Here is a 21,578-nt window from a genome sequence, read left to right as displayed (position 1 = left end):
GTGGTCCGTCGCGGCTCAGGTGCTGAGCACCCGCACGCTGTCGCCGGTGCCGACGCCAAGGCGGCGTGCCTCAGTCTCGGTCAGAGTGATGACCTCGCCCTCGGGGCCGCGACCCACCCAGCAGGCGCAGAAGCCGACCATAGCGGTGGTCGACACCAGCCATTCCGGGCGCTCGCGGGTATCGCTGCCAAGCTCAGTGGCGGGCTCGGCGCCCACTTCCACCCGGCAGAGCGTCGAGTTGCGCACCGCGCGCACATCGTCGATATAGGCCTCGACGGTCGGGCCGGCATCGAAGATGTCGATATAGCCTTCCCAGCGCAGCCCTTCCTTCTTGAGCATCTCGAGCGCCGGGCGGGTGTGCTCGTGGACCTCGCCGATGCAGGCCTGGGCCTCCTTCGAGAGGAAGGTGGTGTAGATCGGGAACTTGGGCATCAGCTCGCCGATGAAGCTCTTCTGGCCAAGGCCCGTCAGGCGGTCGGCCTGATTGAACTCGAGCGGAAAGAAGTGGCTGCCCAGGTTCTCCCAGAAAGGGCTCACGCCTTCCTTGTTGAAGACGCCGCGCATCTCGGCCAGCACCTTGTCCGGGAAGCGGTCGCGGAACTGGGCCATGAACAACCAGCGCGCCTTGGACAAAAGGGCGCCGTTGCGCTCGTGGCGACGGTCGGCACCGCGGTATTCCGGACGCAGGAACAGCGAGGCCACCTCGGCATCGCCGGTGTGATCCGAGCTCAGAAACAAAGTGTCGATGGTGCGGTGCAGATCGAGCTGCACCGAGGAATGCGCCAGGGTGCCGAGCCGGTAGTGATAGAAAGGCACCTCGCGGCCCACTTGGGCTTCGATGGCGCAGCAGCCGGCCAGCTCGCCGTTGTCCTCGTCTTCCAGCACGAAGAAGTACAGGCGATCATCGACCGGAGTGCGCTCCTCGAAGGCACGCGCCGCCGACTCGATCTTGCTTGCCAGGAATTCGCGGTTGTCGGGCAGCGAAGTGAAGCCGACGCCGGTCTGTCGGGAGAGGGCCTGCAGGCCGTCCAGGTCGCCGCGGGCAATCGGACGAATGCGCATCACAGTTCTCCTTCGTCGAGGGCATCGATGGCGTCGGGCAGCGCCAGGGGCGCGGCCAGCACGGCGCGGCCCTCCTCGACGCCGAGGATCTCGGCATGCTCGGGAGAGAGCATCAACTGCCCGGTGGGCGACAGCGCATAGCGGGCCACCACGCAGCGGAACTCGCCGAGCTTCTGGTTGGCGATCATCGCCGGTTCCGCATCGGGCAGTGAGGCGGCCGGGCGGATGCGTACCGGGTGCCAGCTGGCGCGACGGAAGGTCTCCAGACGCTCTCGCTCGCCCTTGATCACCGGGCCGGCATCGAAGATGTCGACATGGCGGCTGCGCACGAAGCCCTCGGCCAGCATCTCCTCGAGCGCCGACTCATGGTCCGGATGCTCGCGGCCGATGGCGGCCCGCGCCGGCGGCGTGAGCAGCGGCAGATAGAGTGGGAACTGCGGCATCACCTCGGCGATGAAGCTCTTCGAGCGCACCCCGGCGATATGGTTGATCTCCTGATAGCCGCGCTGGAAGAAGTGCTCGCCGACGCTCGCCCAGAACGGTGACTCGCCCGCCTCGTCGAGAAACCCCGGGAAGGCCACCGCCAACAGATCGGCGAAGCGCTCCGGGTACTGGGCGATGAACATCAGTCGCGCCCGGCGCAGCAGGCTCTCGGCGCTGGTGCCCTTGTAGCGCGGGTCCAGCGACAGCGCGCACAAAAGTGACGCTTCGGAAACCTCGTGGGACAGCGACAGGGTCTGCACCTCGCGGCGCACGTTGAGCTGCTGCGAGGCGTGAATCAGGGTTTCCTGACGGTAGGTGTAGTAGGCATCCACCGCGCCGGCCTGGGCGCGGATGGTAGCGGTACCCACCACCTCGCCGCGTTCCCGATCTTCGAGCACGAAGGTGTAGTGCTCGTCGCCGGGAAAGTCGACCGCGCGACTAAAGGAGCGCTGGGAGCGAGTGATCCGCTCTTCCAGACGATCGCGGTGGGCCGGCAGGTTAGTCAGGCGCGGCGTGGCGGTGCCGGCCAGGCGCTCAAGGGCCGGCAGATCCGCCGACCGGGCAGGACGAACGACCAGCATGGGCTGTCCTCCATCGTGGCCATGAGTGGGGGCTGAACCTTGGGCTGAGGCCGTCACGGTAGCGCTCATGCCTGGGCGACAAGCTTGGCGATGGCCCGCTCGAGGCGCGCCATGCCCTCGCGGATGTCTTCCTCGGGGATCACCAGCGACGGCGCCATGCGCAACACGTTGGGCCCGGCGATCAGCGCCATCAGCCCCTCTTCGATGGCCAGCGGCAGGATGTCCTTGGCGCGGCCCTCGAAGGCGGGCGACATCTGCGCGCCCATCAGCATGCCCATGCCGCGCACTTCCTTGAACACGCCATGCTTGTGGTTGATCTCCTCGAGCAGCTCGCGGAACAGCGCGTGGCGACGCTTGACGCCCTCGAGCACCTCGGGGGTGTCGATGAACTCGACTGCTGCCAGCGCCACGGCGGAGGCCAGAGCGTTGCCGCCGTAGGTGGAGCCGTGGGTGCCGATGCCCAGCGCCGGCGCGATGGCGTCGGTGGTCAGCATGGCGCCGACCGGGAAACCGCCGCCCAGCGACTTGGCGCTGGTCAAGATGTCCGGGGTCACGCCGTATTCCATGTAGGCGTACAGCGAGCCGCTGCGGCCGACGCCGGTCTGCACCTCGTCGAAGATCAGCAGCGCCTGGTGCTCGTCACACAGCGCCCGCACGCCCTCGAGGAATTCTTGGGTGGCCGGCACGATGCCGCCTTCGCCCTGCATCGGCTCGACCATCACCGCGCAGGTGTCGTCGCCCATCAGCTCGCGCACCGCCTCGAGGTCATTGAACTCGGCGTGCAGGATACCGCCAGGCACCGGCCCGAAGCCCTGGGAATACTTGGGCTGGCCGCCGACGCTGACGGTGAAGAAAGTGCGGCCGTGGAACGACTGGCGGAAGGAAATGATCTTGTCCTTGTGCTCGCCGTGCTCGTTGTAGGCCCAGCGACGGGCCAGCTTGAGCGCCGCTTCATTGGCTTCGCCGCCGGAGGAACACAGGAACACCTTGTCGGCGAAGGTGCGCTCGGTAAGCGTCTTGGCGAGCTTCAGGGCCGGCTCGTTGGTGTAGACGTTGGCCAGGTGCCAGAGTTTATCGGCCTGATCCTTGAGGGCGTCGACCAGCACCGGATGGCAGTGGCCGAGGGCGTTGACAGCGATGCCGCCGGCGAAATCGATATACTCGCGGCCTTCCTGATCCCATAGGCGACTCCCCTCGCCGCGCACCGGGATCACTTGCTGGGGCGCGTAGTTGGGCGCCATATAGCGGTCGAAGTCGCTGCGGGTCGGGGTATAGCTCATGGTCTGTTCCATCCTTTTGGGATCTGGGTATTGAAAGAGTATACGGGGGCGCCGTCACGCTCGGCTTTCAGCGATGGGACGGCGAATTATGAAAAGCGGCGGGCGGCCATCAGGCCATCGGCGTCGATAACCACCCTTGAAGACGGCCCTTGAAGAATCCGGGGAGCACCCCATCTTATTAGCAGGCTAAAAACATCTCCTGCCCCACCAGGGCTTTCAGACGAGCCCGCCAGGGCCTATTCCACAAGGAGTCTGCCACATGCGTATCGATCTATCCGGCAAGCATGCCATCGTTACCGGTTCCACCGCCGGCATCGGCTATTCCATCGCCAGCGGACTCGCCGAAGCCGGCGCCGAGGTGGTGATCACCGGGCGCACTCAGTCCCGCGTCGACGACGCCATTGCCAGTCTGAAGCAAGCGCAGCCCCAGGCAAGCATCAGCGGGGTTGCCGCCGACCTGGGCACGGCCGAGGGCTGCCAGGCGCTGATCGACGCCCAGCCCAACACCGACATCCTGATCAACAACGTAGGCATCTTCGCCCCTCAGGATTTCTTCGAGACCGACGACGAGACCTGGCAGCAGTTCTTTGACGTCAACGTGATGAGTGCGGTGCGCCTGTCACGCCACTACGCCAAGGGCATGCGCGAGCGCGACTGGGGGCGGATCCAGTTCCTGTCCAGCGAGTCGGCGCTGAACATTCCCAGCGAAATGGTCCATTACGGCATGACCAAGAGCGCGGTGCAGTCGATCTCTCGCGGGCTTGCCAAGGTGCTTGCCGGCACCAACGTCACCGTCAACGCCATTCTGCCGGGGCCGACCCGCTCCGAAGGCGTGCTCGAGATGCTCAAGCAGGCCGCCGATGAGGCGGGCATCTCTCAGCAAGAGATGGAAGCTCGCTTCGTGCAGGAAAATCGTCCCTCCTCGATCATTCAGCGCCTGGCAACGCCAGAGGAAGTCGCCAACATGAGCGTCTATGCGGCCTCGCCTCAGGCCAGCGCCACCACCGGCGCAGCGCTGCGGGTGGAAGGCGGCATCGTCGACACCATGGCCTGACGGCACCACTCGATGGCTTGGCTCCCTAGGCCATGATCATTCCAACCATGACTAGGCCAGCGCCGAGTGTCGGTCACGCTGCCATGCCGGTGGGACCGACTGCCGAAGCATCTCCAAAAAACTGGTGACCCGCCTGGGCTGATGGCCAAAAGGGTACAGCAGGGTGACCGGCAAATCCGCCGGTTGCCATGTCTCGAGACAGGCCATCAGCTCACCGGGATGCGCCTGCTCGCGCCCCGCCACCATCCAGTCCGGTAACACCCCAAGTCCTCTCCCCCGGGCGATGGCATCGATGTGCATGCTGTACTGGTCGACTCGCAGCCGCGACGGTGATGGCGCTACGTCGACGATGCCTTCCTGATCATGATGCAGGGTAAGCCCTTCCATGCTGTCCCCCAGCAGATCCACCCAGTCATGCCCGGCAAGCTCACGAGGATGCGACGGTTCCCCACGCCGGTTCAGATAATCCGGATGCGCGTAGAGATGGCGACTCAAGCGCCCGAGGATTTCCTGACGCAGGCCGCATTCCGGCACCCTGCCAAGCCACAGGCATAGCGTCCGGTCGTCGCCCACCGATGGCACCGCGCCCTGGGTGCGTACATCGAGCCTCACGCCCGGATAGCGCGCAAGGAACGCCTCGGCGCAGGACGTGAACCAGCCGCGCAGGAACATGCTGTGCACGTGCACAGTGATCTCACCGCTGACCGCCTCCTTGAGCTCATCCAGCGCCTGATGGCTCTGCTGGGCCAGTTGCTGAAGCTGGTGGCAATAGCGCAGGAAGACCTCTCCGGCCTCAGTGGCGATCATGCGGTTGGACTGACGGCGCAGCAGCGGCTGGCCCAGGTGGTGCTCCAGTTGATGGATGCGTCGGCTCAGGGTCGATTTGGACACCCCCAGTCGCGTGGCACTGCGCGCAAGGCTGCCATCCTCCATGACGGCCGCGAAAGCAGCCAACTCATCAAAGTCATACATGTTTTAACGTCTTCCTATCCTTCGCGTCATCCGCTGTGCAGGGCCAAACGTTGCAGAAGCTGCAACGCGGCGTCGCAGGACATCTGACCCGAGCCGATGAAATAATGCAAATCACAAGGATTCGCATTAACAAAAGCGCAAGGGACAACATGGCAATTCATTTTCAAAAAACCCTGCTCGGCTTGATGGTGGCCGGGCTTGGCACCACGGCGCAGGCCGCTTCAGCCCCACAGACCGATCCAGTCACAGCGGAAGATACCGCCACACTGGATAACATCGTGGTGACAGCAGCAGGCTTCGAGCAGCAGACGAAAGATGCTCCGGCCTCGATCAGCGTACTGACACGCGAGGACCTGGAAGATCGCTACTATCGCGACGTCACCGATGCCCTGCGCGACGTGCCTGGGGTAATCGTCACCGGCGCGGGCGCCTCCAAGGACATCAGTATGCGGGGGATGCCTGCCGACTACACTCTGCTGCTGATCGACGGCAAGCCGCAAAGCAGCCGCGAGTCGCGTCCCAACAGCGACGGTCCCGGCATTGAACAGGGCTGGCTGCCGCCGCTTTCCGCCATCGAGCGCATCGAGGTAGTGCGCGGGCCGATGTCGACCCTCTACGGTTCAGATGCCATCGGCGGGGTCATCAATGTCATCACCCGCAAGGTGGCCGATGACTGGCACGGCAACCTACAGACCCAGACGGTTCTCCAGGAAGACAGTGCCTCAGGCAACAGCCAGCAGACCAATGTCTATCTTAGTGGCCCGCTGGCACCGGGGCTGCTGGGCCTTCAGGTATACGGCCAGACCAGTGCCCGAGACGAGGATGAGATCGTCAATGGCCATGCCAAAAGCGACCTGCGCAGCCTTACCGCGCGCCTGACGCTGACCGCCAACGAGGACCATGATCTCACCCTGGAAGCCGGCCGTTCGGAGCAGGCCCGAGAGGAAAGACTAGGGCGATCCGCACCCAGCGAAGGCTGCCGCGGCGGCTGCGAGGACTCGTACAACGAGTACACCCGCGAGCATATTGCCCTGAGCCACAGCGGCCGCTGGGATCTTGGCACCAGCGAATCCTATGTGCAGCGCGAGGTCAGCGAAAACAAGTCCCGGGAGATGGAGATCACCAACACCACGGCCAAATCCAGCCTGGTGATACCACTCGCAGCACATATCGTCACCCTAGGGGCCGGCTACGAGGAAGAGTCGCTCTCCGATGACACCTCCAACCAGATCTCCGACCGGGACGAAATAGAATCCTCGCAGTGGGCGCTGTTCGTCGAAGACGAATGGATGCTCACCCAGGACTGGTCGCTCACCGGCGGGCTGCGCTTGGACGACAACGAAAACTATGGCAGCCACCTGAGCCCGCGCCTCTACAGCGTGTGGAACCTGACGCCCCGCTGGACCCTCAAGGGCGGCGTATCCACCGGCTATCGCTCGCCCAGCCTTCGCGAGATCACCGCCGACTGGGGCCAGATCAGCCGCGGGGGCAACGTCTACGGCAACCCGGATCTCGAACCTGAGACCTCATTGAACAAAGAACTCGGCCTGCTCTACTCAACGCGTGGCGGAGTCGATGCTGGCATTACCGTTTTCCACAACGATTTCAAGGACAAGATCACCCGCATCGCCTGCCCGGACGACGTCTGCACCGCCGGCCCCAACCAGTTCGGCTCCGACCCGACCTACCGCATCAACGTCGATGAAGCCGTCACTCGGGGCGTCGAGCTGTCACTGTCGGCGCCGCTTGGGGATAGCGTCGAGGCCTCGGCTAGCTATACCTACACCGACTCCGAACAGAAGAGCGGACAGTACGAGGGCGAACCGCTGACTCAACTACCCAAGTATCTGGCTAGCCTGTCGCTTGATTGGCAGGCCTCACAGCGCCTGACGCCCTGGGCTCGCGTGACCTATCGAGGCGAGGAAAGCCAGCCCAATACCGGCCCATCTCAGGATGCCATCGTCGCGCCCTCCTACACCTTCGTCGACACCGGCCTTGGCTATCAGTTGACCGAGCAGGCCAAGCTCAATCTAGGTGTCTACAACCTCTTCGATGAATCAGTCACCTACGACGATTACGGCTACGTCGAGGACGGCCGCCGCTACTGGCTGGGCCTGAACATCGACTTCTAACGCGCCACGAACGCCCGGCACGCCTGAGCGTGCCGGAAAACGTCCCGACTCAAGTTCACCCTTTCACACCCACCCAACTCGAAGGAGAGCCCTGATGCTCAAGACGCATGCACTGATTGTCACCGCGTCGCCGTCGCTCCACATGAAGAAGCTATGCCGCCATTTCTCACACAAGCTGGAGGTCTCGTTCGACGATCACCAGGGTGAGATCCACTTTCCCATGGGCCTGACCCGACTCGAGGTTCGCGACCAGACGCTGGTGCTCGAAGGCCAGGCAGACGACGAGGCGCAGCTCGAGCGACTCCAGCAGGTGACCGCCGATCACCTGCTGCGCTTCGCCCGCAAGGAGCCCCTGACAATCGACTGGCAGCCAGGCGCCCCAGCGGCCCATTCCACCGCAGGAGACGCCTGATGCGGATCGCCAAACGCCACCGGGGCAAGGCCCTTTTCACCCTGCTCGCGAGCCTCGGCCTTGGCCTACTGCTGGCAGCCCCGCCGGCAACGGCGCGGACCCTGGACACCGCCTATGGTGAGGTCAACGTCGAAGGCCAGCCAGCGCGAGTGGTCACCCTCTATGAAGGCGCCCTGGATACCGCCCTGGCCGCCGGGGTGACGCCACTGGCCGCCATCGCGACCCGAGGCGGCGATGACGTGGCCCGCTATCTACAGGAGCGCGTGGCCGGCATTGCCATCGTCGGTACGGCTCGCGAGACCAATATCGAAGCCGTCGTTGCCCAACGGCCCGATATCATTCTTGCCTCACCGCGCCTGCCCGAGACGCAGTACCGGCTGCTGTCGCAGATCGCCCCGACCCTGGTGCCCGCCGTCGAGCCCTTTTCTCAAGACGCCTGGAAACAAGAGGCCCGCTTCTTCGCCGAGGCGCTGGGCCGCGAGGCCCCCGTTGAGGCCGCCATCGACGCGGTGGAAGAACGCGCCGCAACGCTGCGCGCCAAGGCGGCGGACAACCAAACCGCCACTCTGGCACGCTGGATGCCCCAGGGAGCACTCCTGATGTCGCCCCGGCTCTTCGCCACCCAACTGCTACGGGATAGCGGCTTCACGGTTCTGGGCGGCGAGAGCGTGCCCGAGGGCCGCCCGCATAGCGATCCACTGAGCCTCGAGAATCTGTCGCGCCTGGATGGCGACTGGCTGTTCATGGCCACGCTCAATGCCGAAGGCGACGACGCCCTGGCGGCTGCCAAGAGCTCGCCGGCCTTCGCCCGCCTGGACGCGGCCAAGCGCGACCATGTGGTACCGGTCGACGGCCAGCTGTGGACCAGCGCTTCAGGGCCGCTGGCCGCCAACGCGATTCTCGATGACATCGCGTCAGCGCAGCCGTGACGGCTGCGCGGCGAGGAATGGCGATGGCCACTACCAGCGAGGACGACGCTCCTTGCGATGAGCGTCGACGTCCCCTGGTCGTTCCAGGGCTCTGGCTGCTGGGCGCCCTGTGCCTGCTGTGCCTGGCAAGCCTGGTGATCGGCGCCGGAGAGGTCGGGCCGCTGGCCTCACTGGCGACGCTTGCCGGCCACCCCTTAGGCGCGGCGGCCGCAAGCGATGAGGCGCGTTTCGTGATTCTCGAACTGCGCGGCCCACGCACTCTCATCGGACTGGCGGTGGGCGCTGCGCTGGGTGTGGCCGGGGCGCTGCTGCAAACGGTCGCCCGTAATCCGCTCGCCGAGCCCGGACTGCTCGGCGTCAGTGCCGGCAGTGCCTTCGCGATTGCCCTGGCGCTGGTACTCGGCGCCAGCGCCGCCACCCTGCGTGTCTCGGTCGCCCAACTCGGCGCGCTGGCCGGCTGTGCCGGCGTGCTGGCTGCCGGTCGTCTCAGTGCATTGGGTCAGGACCCGGTTCGCCTGGTGCTGACCGGCGCCGTGCTTTCCGGCCTACTCGGCGCCCTGACCTCGCTGCTGTTGATGATGGATCAGCGCGCCGCCGACGAAATTCGTTTCTGGCTGGTGGGTAGCCTGGCCGGACGACGTCTCTCCGACCTGCAGGCCATTCTGCCAAGCCTTTCGCTAGCCGCAGTCATCACGCTGAGCATCGCTCGCCCCCTGTCGGCACTGGCGCTTGGCGAACGGGTCGCCGTCGGGCTTGGCCATCACCCAAGCCGCGTCCGGCTGCTGGCTATCGCCGTGGTCGCCCTGTTAGTGGGCGCGGCGACCGCAGTGGCTGGCCCGATCGCCTTCGTCGGCCTAGTGGTGCCCTTCGCCGCACGAGCCCTCGCCGGCCCCGACATCCGCCGTACCCTATGGCTCGCTCTACTACTAGGCCCTATCGTGGTGATCGCCGCCGACATCGTCGCCCGTTTGGCGGTGAGGCCCTCGGAGCTCTCGCTTGGAGTGATTACTGCGCTGATCGGCGCGCCGGTGCTGGTCGCAGTGGTGCGATCGCGCCGCCTGCCATCCCTATGACGCCACACCAACAACGACGCTCGATCAAGCCCGACACCCGATGAAGCCCCGATTCCCGATCCCGAAAAATGATGAAGGCGCATGAACGCTAGCTCACTCGATTCGATCCCGCACCGCCAGGGTCTGGGCGACACTGGCTCGCCAGCGGCCTCCGGTCGTCATGCTGACGCCGTCCGGCCGCCTGCGGGCTACTGGCGACTCGCACTGCCGATGGCGGGCAAAGACGGGGCGATTCTTATCGACCGTCGTGCCCTTGTCGCCAACCTTGGCCTGATCGTCGCCCTGCTGATCCTCGGCGGGCTGTCGCTATGCCTGGGCAGCGTGACGCTGGCACCGCTGGAGACCACACGTGCACTGCTCGGCCAGGGCGATGCGATGAACGCCTTCCTGGTGCAGGAACTGCGCCTGCCCCGACTAGCGGCCGGCATCGCCACCGGCGCCGCCTTCGCCCTCTCTGGTTGCTTGATGCAGACCCTGGCCCGCAATCGACTGGCCACGCCCGGCATCATCGGCATCGACAACGGCGCCACTGCCTTCGCGGTGGCTTCGGTGGTGGGATTGGGCATGAGCCTCGCCCCACCGCCCCTGGCGCTGGCCGGGGCGGCGACCGCTACTGCGCTGACGTTCGGCCTTGCCGGCGGCGTCGGTACGCGCGGGTATCGCTTCATCGTCGCCGGGATCGGGGTTGGCGCGGTGTTCGGGGCGGTAACCCAGCTGATGCTGGCCAGGGTCGATATCGACACCGCCAACGCCGCCTATCCCTGGACGGTAGGCAGCCTGAATGCCCGCGACCCGGCCTCACTATGGGCGCTGGGCGCGGCACTTGTGATTGGCCTGGCGATATCGCGATGCATCGCCCAGGCCCTGAACGTGCTGCGCTTCTCCGACAGCGTAGCGGCGGGGCTCGGCATCAGGGTTCGGCACTGTCGCCGCGGGGCGCTGATGCTCTCGGTAGGGCTCACGGCGCTTGCCGTCGCAGTAGCCGGGCCGGTGGGCATGGTGGCCCTGATTGGCCCCGAGCTTGCCCGTCATGTCTCGTCACCACGAGGCGTACCACTAATGGGCTCGGCGCTGGCCGGCGCTCTGGTGATGGTGAGCGCCGACCTCGCCGGACGCTTGATGCTGGCACCACTGGAGATTCCGGTCGGCATCGTTACCGCCGTGATCGGCGGTCCCTTATTGCTATGGATACTGTTGCGCCCTTCCAGGAGGATCTGCTGATGCGCCAAAACAGCCAGCGATGCGCACCGCTTAGCGCCCAAAGGCTCGAACTCGGCTATGGCACCGGCCGCCGCCAGGCACGTCGTGCGGTTATCGAGAATCTCGATATCACCCTGCCCGCCGGCCAGGTGACCGCCATCGTCGGCCCCAACGGCTGCGGCAAGTCGACCCTGTTGGCCGGTCTCGCCCGGCTGCATGCTCCGCGCAAAGGCGCCGTGCACCTGGACGGTCAAGATATTCGACGCCTGCCAGCCCGAGAGCTCGCTCGGCGCCTTGCCCTCCTGCCCCAGGATACAAAGGCCCCCGAAGGTCTGACCGTGGCCGAGCTGATACGCTTCGGCCGCCAGCCCCACCAGGGCTTTCTGCGCCAGTGGTCCGAGGAGGATGAGCGCGTGGTGAAGGCGGCACTGTCGGCCGCCAATCTTACCGATCTCGCCGACCGAACGCTGGATGCCATGTCCGGCGGACAGCGTCAGCGGGCCTGGATCGCCATGGCGATCGCCCAGCAGACGCCGCTGCTGCTGCTCGACGAGCCCACCTCGGCCCTGGACCTGGGGCATCAACTCGAAGTGTTCGAGCTGATCCGCAACCTCGCCACCGACGGCAAGACGGTGGTCATGGTGGTTCATGACCTGGATAGCGCCTGCCGCTTCGCCGACCACCTGGTGGCCATGCAAGGCGGGCGCATCATCACCGCTGGCCGACCAAGCGACGTGGTCTCCGAAGACCTAGTCCGCACGCTCTACGGGATCGACTGCACGCTGCTCAGCGACCCCGCTACTGGCAGCCCAATACTGACCAATATGCGCCGCACCCGCGCAGCAGTGAAAGGCGACGGCGCTCAAGGAACTTCTCAGCGTTGCCAGACAGGCGCATGATGCGAAAATGCATGGGTGCGAGAGCCCAAGGGAGAGGTCGCGATGTTCAACACCACCGGCTGGAACCGGCTGCGCTACAGCCTCTACGCTCCGATCTATGACCTGGTCGCCGAGCGCGCCTTTCGCCGTGCCCGGCGCCAGGCGCTCGCCGAGGTGGACTGGAAGGCCGGCCAGCGGGTGTTGATCGTCGGCGCCGGCACCGGGCTCGACCTGCCCTGGCTGCCGCGCAGCGTCGAGCTGCACGGCACCGACCTCGCCCCGGCCATGGTGCGCCGCTTCCAGACCAGGGCCGACCGCCTGGGCATCGACGCCAGCGCCCGCGTCATGGACGCCGAGCACCTCGACTACCCGGACGGTCACTTCGATGTGGTGATCATGCACCTGATACTCGCCGTCATGCCACACCCCAAGCAGGGCCTGCGGGAAGCCTACCGGGTGCTGGCCGATGACGGTCAACTGTGCGTGCTGGACAAGTTCCAGCCCGACCGCCGTCCGGCCAGCATGGCGAGGCGGGCCCTGAACCTGGTGACCAGCGCCATCGCCAGCGACATCACCCGTCAGGCTCGGCCACTGCTGGAAGAGGCCGGCTTCGTGATCGAGAACGACGAGCCGGTGATGATGGGCGAGCTGTTTCGCGCCCTGCTGGCACGCAAGGGGCTAGCGTCGCACTAAGCCGGGTTCAGGCCGGCGGCGTTAAACGCTCACGCCATGCCTGAGGCGAGCCCTCAGCGAAGCGTTTCCACACCCGGCGCAGTTGGCGGTCATCGCCGAGTCCCACCTCACCGGCAATCCGGGCCATGCTCCAGGGCGTTTCCTCCATCAGCTGGCGAGCCAACTGCAGGCGCAGCCGCGTCAGGTAGTCGCCTGGCGACATGCCGGCCACGGCAGCGAAACGGCGCCGCAGGTGACGCTCACTCATCACCGCGACTTTCGCCATGGCCTCGAGGGTCCAGTGTTCCTTCAACCCTGCGCAGAGCGCATCCTGCAATTGATGGATGCGCTCGTCGACATGATTACGCCCTTCCAGCCAACTGCCCAGTTGAGGCTCGTGCCCGCTGCGCCTCAGGTAAAGGACCATTTCCCGGGCCACGGCCAGCGCCAGGCGATGCCCGAGCCGTCGGGTCAGCCAGTGCAGCATGGTATCGATGCCGGTGGAGATGCCGGCACTGGTCAGACAGGGGCCGTCCTCGATAAAGATGCAGTCGCCCTGCACCTGGGCGCCCGGTGCCAACGCCTTCAGCCGCGAAAGCAAGGTGTGGTGGGTGGTGCAGCGCCGGCCGTCCAGAAGGCCGGCCTCGGCCATCAGCAGCGATCCGGAACAGATACCCATCAGGGTCTCGGCGGACCCGGCATGGCGGCGCAGCCAGGCCACGCAGCCCGGCTGCAAATGGGGATCGATCCCCCGCCGGTACTGGCCGGGCACGACCAGCAAGTCCAGTGGCTCCAGCGTCTCCGGCAGCGGCTCGATGCCGGCAAGCGATAGCGGCCCCAGCCACTCCAGCGACGCAAGCGGGCCGAAATAGCGAATCGAGATGCCGGACACCAGCCGCTGGGCGTTGTGGAGCACCTGCAGGGGCCCGACCAAGTCCAGCGGCACCTGGCCGGGGAGCATCAGCACCCCGACCCGCAGCGTCCTGTCCTCAGGCAGCGTGTTCACGCCACTCCTCCTGTAGGGTGGCCACCTCGACGATCCGGGCGAAGCGCCCTTCCAGCACCAGCTCGGTACGGGCGCGAATCTCCTCGGCGCTCCAGGTCCTGCCGTGCCGCTGCATGGGGAAGGTCAGGGTCGCTTCGCTGACGAAATCCACCTCGTAGCCCAAGTCAGCGGCGACCCTTGTGGTGGTCTCGCAACATTGCTCGGTGCGAATGCCGCTGATCAGCAGCCGCCGGATGCCGCGCGCATCCAACCATTCGCCTAACGCGGTGTCGGTGAAAGCATTGTGGGCTCGCTTGTGAAAGGTCGCTGCCGCAGCATCATTGAATCCTTCGAGCGGACGAATCAGGCCACGCTCGGGGTCGAAAGGCGAAGCGCTTCCCGGCGCCTCATGGAAGATGCGCACCATCGGAATACCCGCCTCGCTCGCCAGGTTCAGCAGCTTTCGCTGGTGGATGCGCCAAGGGGCCGCCAGGGCCTCATCCCAGTAATCACGAGCGGGAAAGGAGGCCTGAACGTCGATCATCAACAGGGCGGTGGTCATGGCTCGGTTCTCTCAAGGGAATGGAGAGACCAGCATAGCGCTGCAGTGGCTGCAAGAACGGCGACTATCGGCTAGGAAGCGGACACTTTCGGCCATGCTGGCATGCACGTCAGGAACGCCCGCGCGGCGAGCGCTTGGCGGGCCCGCCGCCGGCCCTGTTGGGCCCTTTATTGCCAGGCCCTCTCTTGCTCGGGGCACCCTTGCTCTGGGCACTCTTACCCGCTCCTTGCTTGCCGGCGCCTGCCTTGCCCTGACCGCCCTTGCCTGTCGGCTTGCCGGCGCCGGGTTTGCTCGCCTGCTTGATCGCCCGCTTGGGCTTGGCAGCGTCACCTTGCTGGCCTTCAGCGGACTTCGCTCCCTGCCGGATGGCGCGTTTGGGCTTAGTCGACCCTGGCTTACCCTGCCCCGGTTTTCCCTGGCCTGGCTTTCCCTGAGCGGTCTTTCTCTGATTGGGCTGGGCGGTTCGCTTGGCGCCGGGCTTGCCGGCACCTGATTTTCCGGCCCCCGGCTTCCCAGACCCTTGTTTGCCAGACCCTTGCTTTCCAGGTCCTTGCTTGGCGGGCTTGGCCTTGCGCTTGGGCAACGAGGCCTCTTCGGTCTTGCGCGAATCGCCGAGCATGCCCTCCAGAGTGGCCATCTCATCGTCGCTCAGCTCTCGCCACTGGCCGGGAGACAGCCGGTTGAGATGAATATTCATCAGCCGTACCCGCTTGAGGTAGGTGACCTCATAGCCCAGGTACTCGGTCATGCGACGGATCTGGCGATTGAGGCCCTGGGTCAGCACGATAGTGAAGCTGTTGGGCCCTGTCTGGTGGACCGGACAGGGCTGGGTCACGGTGCCGAGGATCGGAATACCCGCGCCCATGCGCTCGATGAAGGCCTGATCAATGGGACGGTCGACCCGCACCTGGTATTCCTTCTCGTGGGCGTTGCCGGCCCGCAGAATCTTGTTGACGATATCGCCATCGTTGGTCAGCAGGATCAGTCCCTGGGAGGGCTTGTCGAGTCGGCCGATGGGAAAGATGCGCTCGGGGTAGTTGATCGCATCGACGATATTGGTGGGGTCGGCGGGGTCGGTGGTGCAGGTCACGCCGACCGGCTTGTTATAGAGCAGATAGACCGGCCGCGGCTTGGCCCGCAGCGGCTTGCCTCGCACCGTGACCCGGTCGACATCGGTCACCCGCATGCCCATTTCGGCGCGGCGGCCATTGACCTTGACCGCGCCTTCCTCGATCAGCCGGTCGGCCTCGCGACGCGAGACGATGCCGGTCTCGCTGATGAACTTGTTGAGGCGGGTATCGCTTGCGTCGAGAGCCATGGGGAAACCGTGGAGAGTCGAGGCAGAAGGCGGCCATCGCGACGAGGTGCGCGTCGCCGGCTACTGCGTGAAAGAATGTCGACCAATGGTAGCGCCCCGGGCCGCCCGCGCCCAGCGCCGGGGCCTAGATCGTGCTTCGCAGCAAGCGGCGTTCTCGGTTGATATACTCGACGGCTGGCATCTTGAGGTGGCTCTGTGTGGAAAGCGCCACCCGATATTTTCCCGCCTGCCGGCGGGCTCCTCGACCGACCAGGCTCATGTCATGCCTCACGTCCCGCGTCTGCCCCATTCGCCTCGCTTGCCCACCATCAAGCAGCTGCAATGCTTCGTTGCCGTGGCCCAGGAACTCAATTTCCGCCGCGCCGCCGAGCGCCTGCATATGTCGCAGCCGCCGCTGTCCCGGCAGATCCATGGCCTGGAAACGCTGCTGCGTACCCGGCTAATCGATCGTGACACCCACCGAGTCGCCCTGACCGTTGCCGGCCAGGACTTTCTGCTCGAAGCGGAGCGCCTGCTTAGCCAGCTGGAAGCGGCCGTGGCCACCCGCCTCGCACAGGTCGATGACGCCGCTCAGGATGTGCGCATCGGCCTGACCAGCGTGCTCGATTTCAGCCAGTTTCCGGCCCTGCATCAGGCCCTGAGCGAGGCTCGAGGCCATCAGCATGCCCGGCTGGAGTATGACTACTCGAAGCACCTGCTGGAGCGGCTGGCCTCCGGACAGATCGATCTGGCCATCATCGGCGAGATCGAGCGCCTGCCGGTGGGGCTGCGCATCAGCCATATCGCCACCGACCCGCTGGTCGTCGCGCTGCCGGCCCAGCATCCGGCCGCCGCGCGTGACATCGTCGACCTGCAGGATATCGCCGACACGCCTCTTTACTGGTTCCCGCGCCCGGACAACCCCGCCTTCTTCGACCGCTGCGAGGTTATCTTCAGCGCAGCGGGTTACCACCCACCGCGCCTGGCGGAACCCGCAGAGCACATCACCCTGCTGGCTAGAATCGCCGACGGCGAAGGGCTCGCCCTGCTGCCAACCTCCATGCTCGCCGCCAGCCGCATCGGCGTGGTGTATCGTGACCTCATTCCCGACCTGAAGCAGTCGTTGGCCATCAATATTCACCTCGCCTGGCGTGACAATGAACAGCGCCCTAAAGTCCGACAGCTCATCGAGGCGTTTTCCTTCCAGGTCAGGCCTGCCGGCGATAGCTGATACCGGCGCACTGGTTAGGTTAGGTGTTAACGCCCTTCATGCCTTCGGCCGTATAGCGCTGCCCATGAATGCGCTCGGGCTGCATCACCGCCTGCAGTTCAGCGACCTCTTGCGCCTCCAGGCGCAGTGACAACGCCGCCAGGTTTTCCTTGAGGTAGCGCGAGCGGCGAGTGCCGGGAATGGGCACCAGCCGTGAGTACTTGCCGAGCAGCCAGGCAAGCGCGACCTGTCCAGGCGTCGCCGAATGGCGCTGGGCGACGGCCTCGACGCTCTTCAGCAGTTCGAGGTTGTGCGCCAGGTTTTCATCCTGAAAGCGCGGGTTGTGGCGTCGAAAGTCATCGTCGGCCAGGTCCTGCGTCGAGGCGATGCGCCCGGTCAGAAAGCCCCGCCCCAGCGGCGAGTAGGCCACCAGGCCGATATCGAGGGCCTCGACCGCGGGTAGAATCTCGGCCTCGATATCTCTCGACCAAAGGGAGTATTCGGTCTGCAGGGCCGTCAGCGGATGAACGGCATGGGCCCGCTTTAGAGTACTGGCCGAGACTTCGCACAGGCCGACATGCGCCACCTTACCCTCCTCCACGAGCTGCTTCATCACGCCCATGGTCTCGGTGATATCCGCCTCTGGGTCGACACGATGCAGGTAGTAAAGATCCAGTTGCTCGACGCCCAACCGCGTCAGAGACGCCTCGCAGCAGGCGCGAATGTACTCGGGCCGGTTATTGATGCTGCGGGCATAGCTGGCATCCGCCGGCCGGTCGATGCCGCACTTGGTGGCCACCTTAAGATTACCAAGCTCGCGACTGGCGTTTGGCGAGGCCAACAACTGACCAATCAGGCGCTCGTTGTGGCCACGACCGTACACGTCCGCCGTATCGATCAGGGTGACCCCGGATTCGACCACCTCGTGCAGGATGGCCAGTGCACTCGCCTCCTCGGTATGGCCATAGAACTCGCTGAGGCCCATGGCGCCATAGCCCATGCTAGAAACGCGAAGGCCCTGGCCAAGCACGCGTTCGGGAAGCGGTGAAGAAGTCGTAGTAGAAGATGTCATCGGTTGCCTCGTGGTGATGGAGTGTCGAGGCACAGCATGGCGCGGACGCGCCAGGCCGGGAATTGCTGAATCGGTAATACCTTTAACGCATCAGCAAAAGGCCGCTCGAACATCGCCGCCAGGGATTGTCGAAAACCGCCAAGCTTTGGCCCTCATCGCTAGGAGGTTAATGCCGCACCGGCGGGGCTAGATCGACGTGCAAGGGCGTGGCCAGCGCTGCGGATCAGGCCAGGCGCTCTTCCCGGGGCGTCATGCCGAAATGGTTACGGTAAGCGGTGGAGAAGTGGGCGCCGGAAGAAAAGCCGGTCTGCAGGGCGATGTCGCCCACCGCACGGTCGCTCTCGCGCAGCAGCTTACGCGCCTCCTGCAGACGCAGATCCAGGTAGTAGCGGCTGGGTACCGCCTGCAGGTACTTCTTGAACAGGCGTTCGAGCTGACGCCGGGAAATGCCCAGATGCTCGCCCAGCTCGTGGGTGGTCAGCGGCTCCTCGATATTGGCTTCCATCAACGCCACGGCATCGATCAGGCTCTGCGGCGCGTGGCCAAGCCGCGAGCGCAGCGGCACGTGCTGAGGCTCATCGGCCATGCGGATACGCTCGCAGACGAAGTGCTCGGACACCTTCTCGGCCAGCCGCTGGCCGTGGTGCATGCCGATCAGGGTCATCACCATGTCCATGGCCGAGGTGCCGCCGCCACAGGTCAGCCGGTCTCGATCGATCTCGAATAGCTGCGGCGACAGATTGATGGCCGGATGCTCCTGGCCCACGGCATCGACCCGCTGCCAGGGCAGCGTCGCCCGGTAGCCATCCAGCACGCCTGCCCAGGCCAGCACTTCGGCGCCACCAGCGATGCCACCCAGTACCACGCCCCGCCCCGCCAAACGCTTGAGCCATTGGGCGAGGCTTGCCGGCAGTGTGGCGGCCAGCGGGCTCGGCGCACAGACCAGCAGCAAGTCGAGTTCCCGGTCGTCGTCGCCAAGCACCAACGGCGGTGAAAGCGTCATTTCGGCGGCGCTGGTCACCGCCCGGGCATCGAGGCCGAAGGCCACCGGCGCGTAGAGCCGCCGGCCAGCCAACTGGCTAGCCACCGCCAGAGGCTCCAGTGCACAGGCCTGGGCCAGCAGCGAAAAACCCGGCAGCAGCAGCACCCCGACACGACGCGGCGGCTGGGCCGAAGAATCAACAGAAAGGTCATGCATGGCGAATCGACATCATCCATCCAGCGCGGAAAGCACATCATAGGGCATCGACGCCCCGACGACAGCCGAGCGGCACGGCAAGCGGAGCGAAAATGGAAGTGTTGGCGCCTGCATGAAAAACGCCTGCCGGCATGGGGGCCGGCAGGCGCAATCAGGCAGGTAGCTAGCGCCGACCCGTTACAGATTGACGACGTCGAAGTCGGCGACGGTCGCCACGTCGGCGTCGTAGTCCACGTCATCACGCTCGAAGCCAAACAGCTTCAGGAACTCGTGCTTGTAGCCGGCGTAGTCGGTGATATCGAACAGATTCTCGGTGGTGACTTGCGGCCACAGGTCTTGGCAGGCCTTCTGCACATCGTCACGCAGCTCCCAGTCATCCATGCGCAGGCGTCCGGCCTCATCGGTGGCCGCCGGCTTGCCGGCGTAGAGCGCCTCGCCGTAAAGGCGGTTGAGCTGCTCGATGGTGCCCTCGTGCAGGCCCTGCTCCTTCATGATCTTGTAGACCATGGCGATGTAGAGCGGCATGACCGGAATGGCGGCGCTGGCCTGGGTGACCACCGACTTGAGTACCGCGACATTGGCACCGCCGTCGGTCTCTTTGAGCTTGGCATCGATAGCGTGAGCGGCACGGTCCAGGTCTTCCTTGGCCTTGCCAAGCGCACCGTGCCAGTAGATCGGCCAGGTAATCTCGGTGCCGATATAGCTGAAGGCCACGCTCTTGGCGCCCGGCGCCAGCACGCCGGCTTCGTCGAGGGCGCTCATCCACAGTTCCCAGTCCTCGCCGCCCATGACGGTGATGGTGTCCTGGATTTCCTGCTCGTTGGCCGGCTCGACCTCGGCCTCGATGATGGCGTCCTTGTTGGTGTCGATGGCGGTGGCGCGGTAGGTCTCGCCGATCGGCTTGAGCACCGAACGCTTCATCTCGCCGCTATCCGGCAGCTTGCGCACCGGAGAGGCCAGCGAGTAAACCACCAGGTCGACCTGGCCCATGTCCTGCTTGATCAGCTCGATGGCCTTCTCACGGGCCTCGTGGGAGAAGGCGTCGCCGTTGATCGACTTGCTGTACAGGCCCTCGGCCTTGGCAAACTTGTCGAAAGCCGCCGAGTTGTACCAGCCGGCGGTGCCGGGCTTCTTCTCGGTGCCCGGCTTCTCGAAGAATACGCCCAGGGTGTCGGCGCCGTAACCGAAAGCCGAGGTGATGCGTGCCGCCAGGCCATAGCCGCTGGAGGCCCCGATCACCAACACCTTCTTGGGTCCGCTCGCCTTGTCCAGACCACGCGCCTTGGTGGCTTCGATCTGCTCGAGGACGTTCTTCTCGCAGCCGACGGGATGGGTGGTGGTACAGATGAAACCGCGAACCTTGGGTTTGATGATCACAGGCAACCTCGACAGTCGGTGATAAAGTGCAAGCAAAATGACAGTGGTGCATATTCTAGCGGCTTGGCGCGCGAGTGTCCGCCCCTTGAGTCGGCTGCGCCCATCACCGAAGATGCCCTCCTCAACCGAGAGGATAACCATGGACACTCAAGCCCTGGTCGACCTGCGCGCCGAACTCTGGCTCGCCCTGGCGCCGCTTTGGCTCGAACGCGAGCCCCGCGAGAGCGACTACGCACGCATGGTCGAGGTGATCGAACGCCACGATCTGACGCTCAAGGAGCTGGAATGGATCTTTCGCCTGGAACTGGCACCGGTGCTATCGCGCCACCAGCTGTCGGTGGCCGGCGAATGGCGACGCTTCGATGATCGCAAGCTGGTCGGCCAGCTGGTCGCCCACTACAAGCGGCTCACCGGCTGGCGCAAGAAGATGTGGATGCTGTTCTCGGGCCTGACCACCATGATGGCCCGACACCGCTGGAACGAGCTGATGATGCGAGTGATGCTGGCGATGGGCGAAGCACCGGACTCACGCTGACCCACCCCAGCACCATGATGGTGAGTTGCAGCACCTGGCCTTGGGTTGAAGAACCTGGGTGGAAGAACCCGGGTGGAAGAACGTAAGCCGAAGAAGGTGACCTGAAAGCGGCGCCTCAGGCAGAAAAAGGCGCATCCAACGCCGCTTCCAGGGCCACGCGCATCTCCCGCGCGCCATCCCGGGGGCCGAAGCGACGCAGCACCTGCCCCTCGCGACCCACCAGGAACTTGGTGAAGTTCCACTTGATCATCTTGGTACCCAGTAGCCCCGGCGCCTGGCGGCGCAGCTCGATGAACAGCGGATGAGCGCCCGAACCGTTGACCTTGACCTTCTCAAGCAGCGGGAAGGTCACCCCGAATTCCTGCTCACCGAAGGTGCAGAAGGCGCCTGCCGATTCCGGCGACTGGCGGGCAAACTGGTTGCAGGGAAAACCGAGCACCGTAAAGCCTCGGTCGCGATAGCGCCGATAGAGGCTTTCGAGCTCCTTGAGCTGGGGCGTATAACCGCAGCGGCTGGCGACGTTGACCACCAGGAGTACCTGCCCGCGCAGGGCCAGCAGGTTGAAGGGGTCGCCCGCGGCAGTCTGACAGTCTATGTCGTGGATATGCATGGCG

At 65.3% G+C, this 21,578-nt stretch carries 21 protein-coding genes; 10 read left to right on the top strand and 11 right to left on the bottom strand.

What is annotated here, in order from left to right:
• Positions 1 to 15 precede the first annotated feature (15 nt).
• From astA to BLR71_RS09610, 3 genes are all read right to left on the bottom strand, one after another.
• A complete protein-coding gene (astA, locus tag BLR71_RS09620) occupies positions 16 to 1,062 on the bottom strand; it encodes an arginine N-succinyltransferase (RefSeq protein WP_092525511.1) in 1,047 nt (348 codons plus the stop codon).
• Positions 1,062 to 2,126, bottom strand: a complete 1,065-nt coding sequence (locus tag BLR71_RS09615) for an arginine N-succinyltransferase (protein ID WP_092525509.1) — start codon at positions 2,124 to 2,126, stop codon at positions 1,062 to 1,064. Before BLR71_RS09615 ends, astA begins: the two co-directional genes overlap by 1 nt.
• A gap of 65 nt (positions 2,127 to 2,191) precedes the next feature.
• Positions 2,192 to 3,406: an aspartate aminotransferase family protein gene (locus BLR71_RS09610; RefSeq protein ID WP_092525507.1), complete on the bottom strand. Its 1,215-nt coding sequence runs from the start codon at positions 3,404 to 3,406 to the stop codon at positions 2,192 to 2,194.
• A gap of 259 nt (positions 3,407 to 3,665) precedes the next feature.
• On the opposite strand from BLR71_RS09610, the gene BLR71_RS09605 reads away from it, so the two are divergent.
• On the top strand, positions 3,666 to 4,460 hold the full coding sequence (locus BLR71_RS09605; RefSeq protein WP_092525505.1) for an SDR family NAD(P)-dependent oxidoreductase: 795 nt from the start codon (positions 3,666 to 3,668) through the stop codon (positions 4,458 to 4,460).
• Positions 4,461 to 4,511: 51 nt separating this feature from the next.
• On the opposite strand, the gene BLR71_RS09600 is transcribed toward BLR71_RS09605, so the two are convergent.
• Entirely contained in the window at positions 4,512 to 5,432 is a 921-nt protein-coding gene (locus BLR71_RS09600; protein ID WP_092525503.1) for a LysR family transcriptional regulator, read from the bottom strand.
• Between the two features lie 149 nt (positions 5,433 to 5,581).
• On the opposite strand from BLR71_RS09600, the gene BLR71_RS09595 reads away from it, so the two are divergent.
• From BLR71_RS09595 to BLR71_RS09565, 7 genes are all read left to right on the top strand, one after another.
• The gene (locus BLR71_RS09595) at positions 5,582 to 7,564 is read left to right on the top strand and encodes a ligand-gated channel protein (RefSeq protein WP_092525501.1); all 1,983 of its coding nucleotides are present in this window, start codon (positions 5,582 to 5,584) and stop codon (positions 7,562 to 7,564) included.
• 94 nt (positions 7,565 to 7,658) lie between these two features.
• Complete coding sequence (locus BLR71_RS09590) at positions 7,659 to 7,976, top strand: DUF2218 domain-containing protein (RefSeq protein WP_092525499.1); 318 nt, start codon at positions 7,659 to 7,661, stop codon at positions 7,974 to 7,976.
• Entirely contained in the window at positions 7,976 to 8,905 is a 930-nt protein-coding gene (locus BLR71_RS09585; protein ID WP_092525497.1) for an ABC transporter substrate-binding protein, read from the top strand. Before BLR71_RS09590 ends, BLR71_RS09585 begins: the two co-directional genes overlap by 1 nt.
• 23 nt (positions 8,906 to 8,928) lie before the next feature.
• The gene (locus BLR71_RS09580) at positions 8,929 to 9,978 is read left to right on the top strand and encodes a FecCD family ABC transporter permease (RefSeq protein ID WP_092525495.1); all 1,050 of its coding nucleotides are present in this window, start codon (positions 8,929 to 8,931) and stop codon (positions 9,976 to 9,978) included.
• Between the two features lie 81 nt (positions 9,979 to 10,059).
• On the top strand, positions 10,060 to 11,199 hold the full coding sequence (locus tag BLR71_RS09575; RefSeq protein ID WP_092525493.1) for a FecCD family ABC transporter permease: 1,140 nt from the start codon (positions 10,060 to 10,062) through the stop codon (positions 11,197 to 11,199).
• Positions 11,199 to 12,077 carry an ABC transporter ATP-binding protein gene (locus tag BLR71_RS09570; protein ID WP_092525491.1) on the top strand — a complete coding sequence of 293 codons (879 nt, stop codon included), beginning with the start codon at positions 11,199 to 11,201 and terminating at the stop codon, positions 12,075 to 12,077. Before BLR71_RS09575 ends, BLR71_RS09570 begins: the two co-directional genes overlap by 1 nt.
• 42 nt (positions 12,078 to 12,119) lie before the next feature.
• Positions 12,120 to 12,749, top strand: coding sequence for a class I SAM-dependent methyltransferase (locus BLR71_RS09565; RefSeq protein ID WP_092525489.1), 630 nt, complete (start codon positions 12,120 to 12,122; stop codon positions 12,747 to 12,749).
• A gap of 7 nt (positions 12,750 to 12,756) precedes the next feature.
• On the opposite strand, the gene BLR71_RS09560 is transcribed toward BLR71_RS09565, so the two are convergent.
• From BLR71_RS09560 to rluF, 3 genes are all read right to left on the bottom strand, one after another.
• Positions 12,757 to 13,734, bottom strand: coding sequence for a GlxA family transcriptional regulator (locus tag BLR71_RS09560; RefSeq protein WP_245696403.1), 978 nt, complete (start codon positions 13,732 to 13,734; stop codon positions 12,757 to 12,759).
• The gene (locus tag BLR71_RS09555; protein WP_092525487.1) at positions 13,718 to 14,275 is read right to left on the bottom strand and encodes an isochorismatase family protein; all 558 of its coding nucleotides are present in this window, start codon (positions 14,273 to 14,275) and stop codon (positions 13,718 to 13,720) included. Before BLR71_RS09555 ends, BLR71_RS09560 begins: the two co-directional genes overlap by 17 nt.
• A gap of 109 nt (positions 14,276 to 14,384) precedes the next feature.
• Positions 14,385 to 15,593: a 23S rRNA pseudouridine(2604) synthase RluF gene (gene rluF / locus BLR71_RS09550; protein WP_092525485.1), complete on the bottom strand. Its 1,209-nt coding sequence runs from the start codon at positions 15,591 to 15,593 to the stop codon at positions 14,385 to 14,387.
• Here rluF and BLR71_RS17425 point away from each other — a divergent pair.
• The gene (locus tag BLR71_RS17425; protein ID WP_175491646.1) at positions 15,592 to 16,803 is read left to right on the top strand and encodes a LysR family transcriptional regulator; all 1,212 of its coding nucleotides are present in this window, start codon (positions 15,592 to 15,594) and stop codon (positions 16,801 to 16,803) included. The two genes, rluF and BLR71_RS17425, sit on opposite strands and share 2 nt — an antisense overlap.
• A gap of 19 nt (positions 16,804 to 16,822) precedes the next feature.
• On the opposite strand, the gene BLR71_RS09535 is transcribed toward BLR71_RS17425, so the two are convergent.
• The 3 genes from BLR71_RS09535 to fabV form a co-directional block, all read right to left on the bottom strand.
• Entirely contained in the window at positions 16,823 to 17,854 is a 1,032-nt protein-coding gene (locus BLR71_RS09535; protein ID WP_092525481.1) for an aldo/keto reductase, read from the bottom strand.
• A gap of 223 nt (positions 17,855 to 18,077) precedes the next feature.
• On the bottom strand, positions 18,078 to 19,052 hold the full coding sequence (locus tag BLR71_RS09530) for a GlxA family transcriptional regulator (protein ID WP_175491645.1): 975 nt from the start codon (positions 19,050 to 19,052) through the stop codon (positions 18,078 to 18,080).
• Between the two features lie 177 nt (positions 19,053 to 19,229).
• Positions 19,230 to 20,429, bottom strand: a complete 1,200-nt coding sequence (fabV, locus tag BLR71_RS09525; protein ID WP_092525479.1) for an enoyl-ACP reductase FabV — start codon at positions 20,427 to 20,429, stop codon at positions 19,230 to 19,232.
• Between the two features lie 139 nt (positions 20,430 to 20,568).
• On the opposite strand from fabV, the gene BLR71_RS09520 reads away from it, so the two are divergent.
• Entirely contained in the window at positions 20,569 to 20,964 is a 396-nt protein-coding gene (locus BLR71_RS09520) for a DUF7079 family protein (RefSeq protein ID WP_092525477.1), read from the top strand.
• Between the two features lie 115 nt (positions 20,965 to 21,079).
• Here BLR71_RS09520 and BLR71_RS09515 read toward each other — a convergent pair whose 3' ends face one another.
• Positions 21,080 to 21,574 (bottom strand): glutathione peroxidase, encoded by a 495-nt coding sequence (locus BLR71_RS09515; RefSeq protein ID WP_092525475.1) that lies wholly within the window; start codon positions 21,572 to 21,574, stop codon positions 21,080 to 21,082.
• Positions 21,575 to 21,578 lie beyond the last annotated feature (4 nt).

It is taken from the genome of Onishia taeanensis, assembly GCF_900100755.1.
GTDB lineage: Bacteria > Pseudomonadota > Gammaproteobacteria > Pseudomonadales > Halomonadaceae > Onishia > Onishia taeanensis.
The sequence above is the reverse complement of the archived record's forward strand: the minus strand, read 5'-3'. Positions and strand labels throughout refer to the sequence as shown.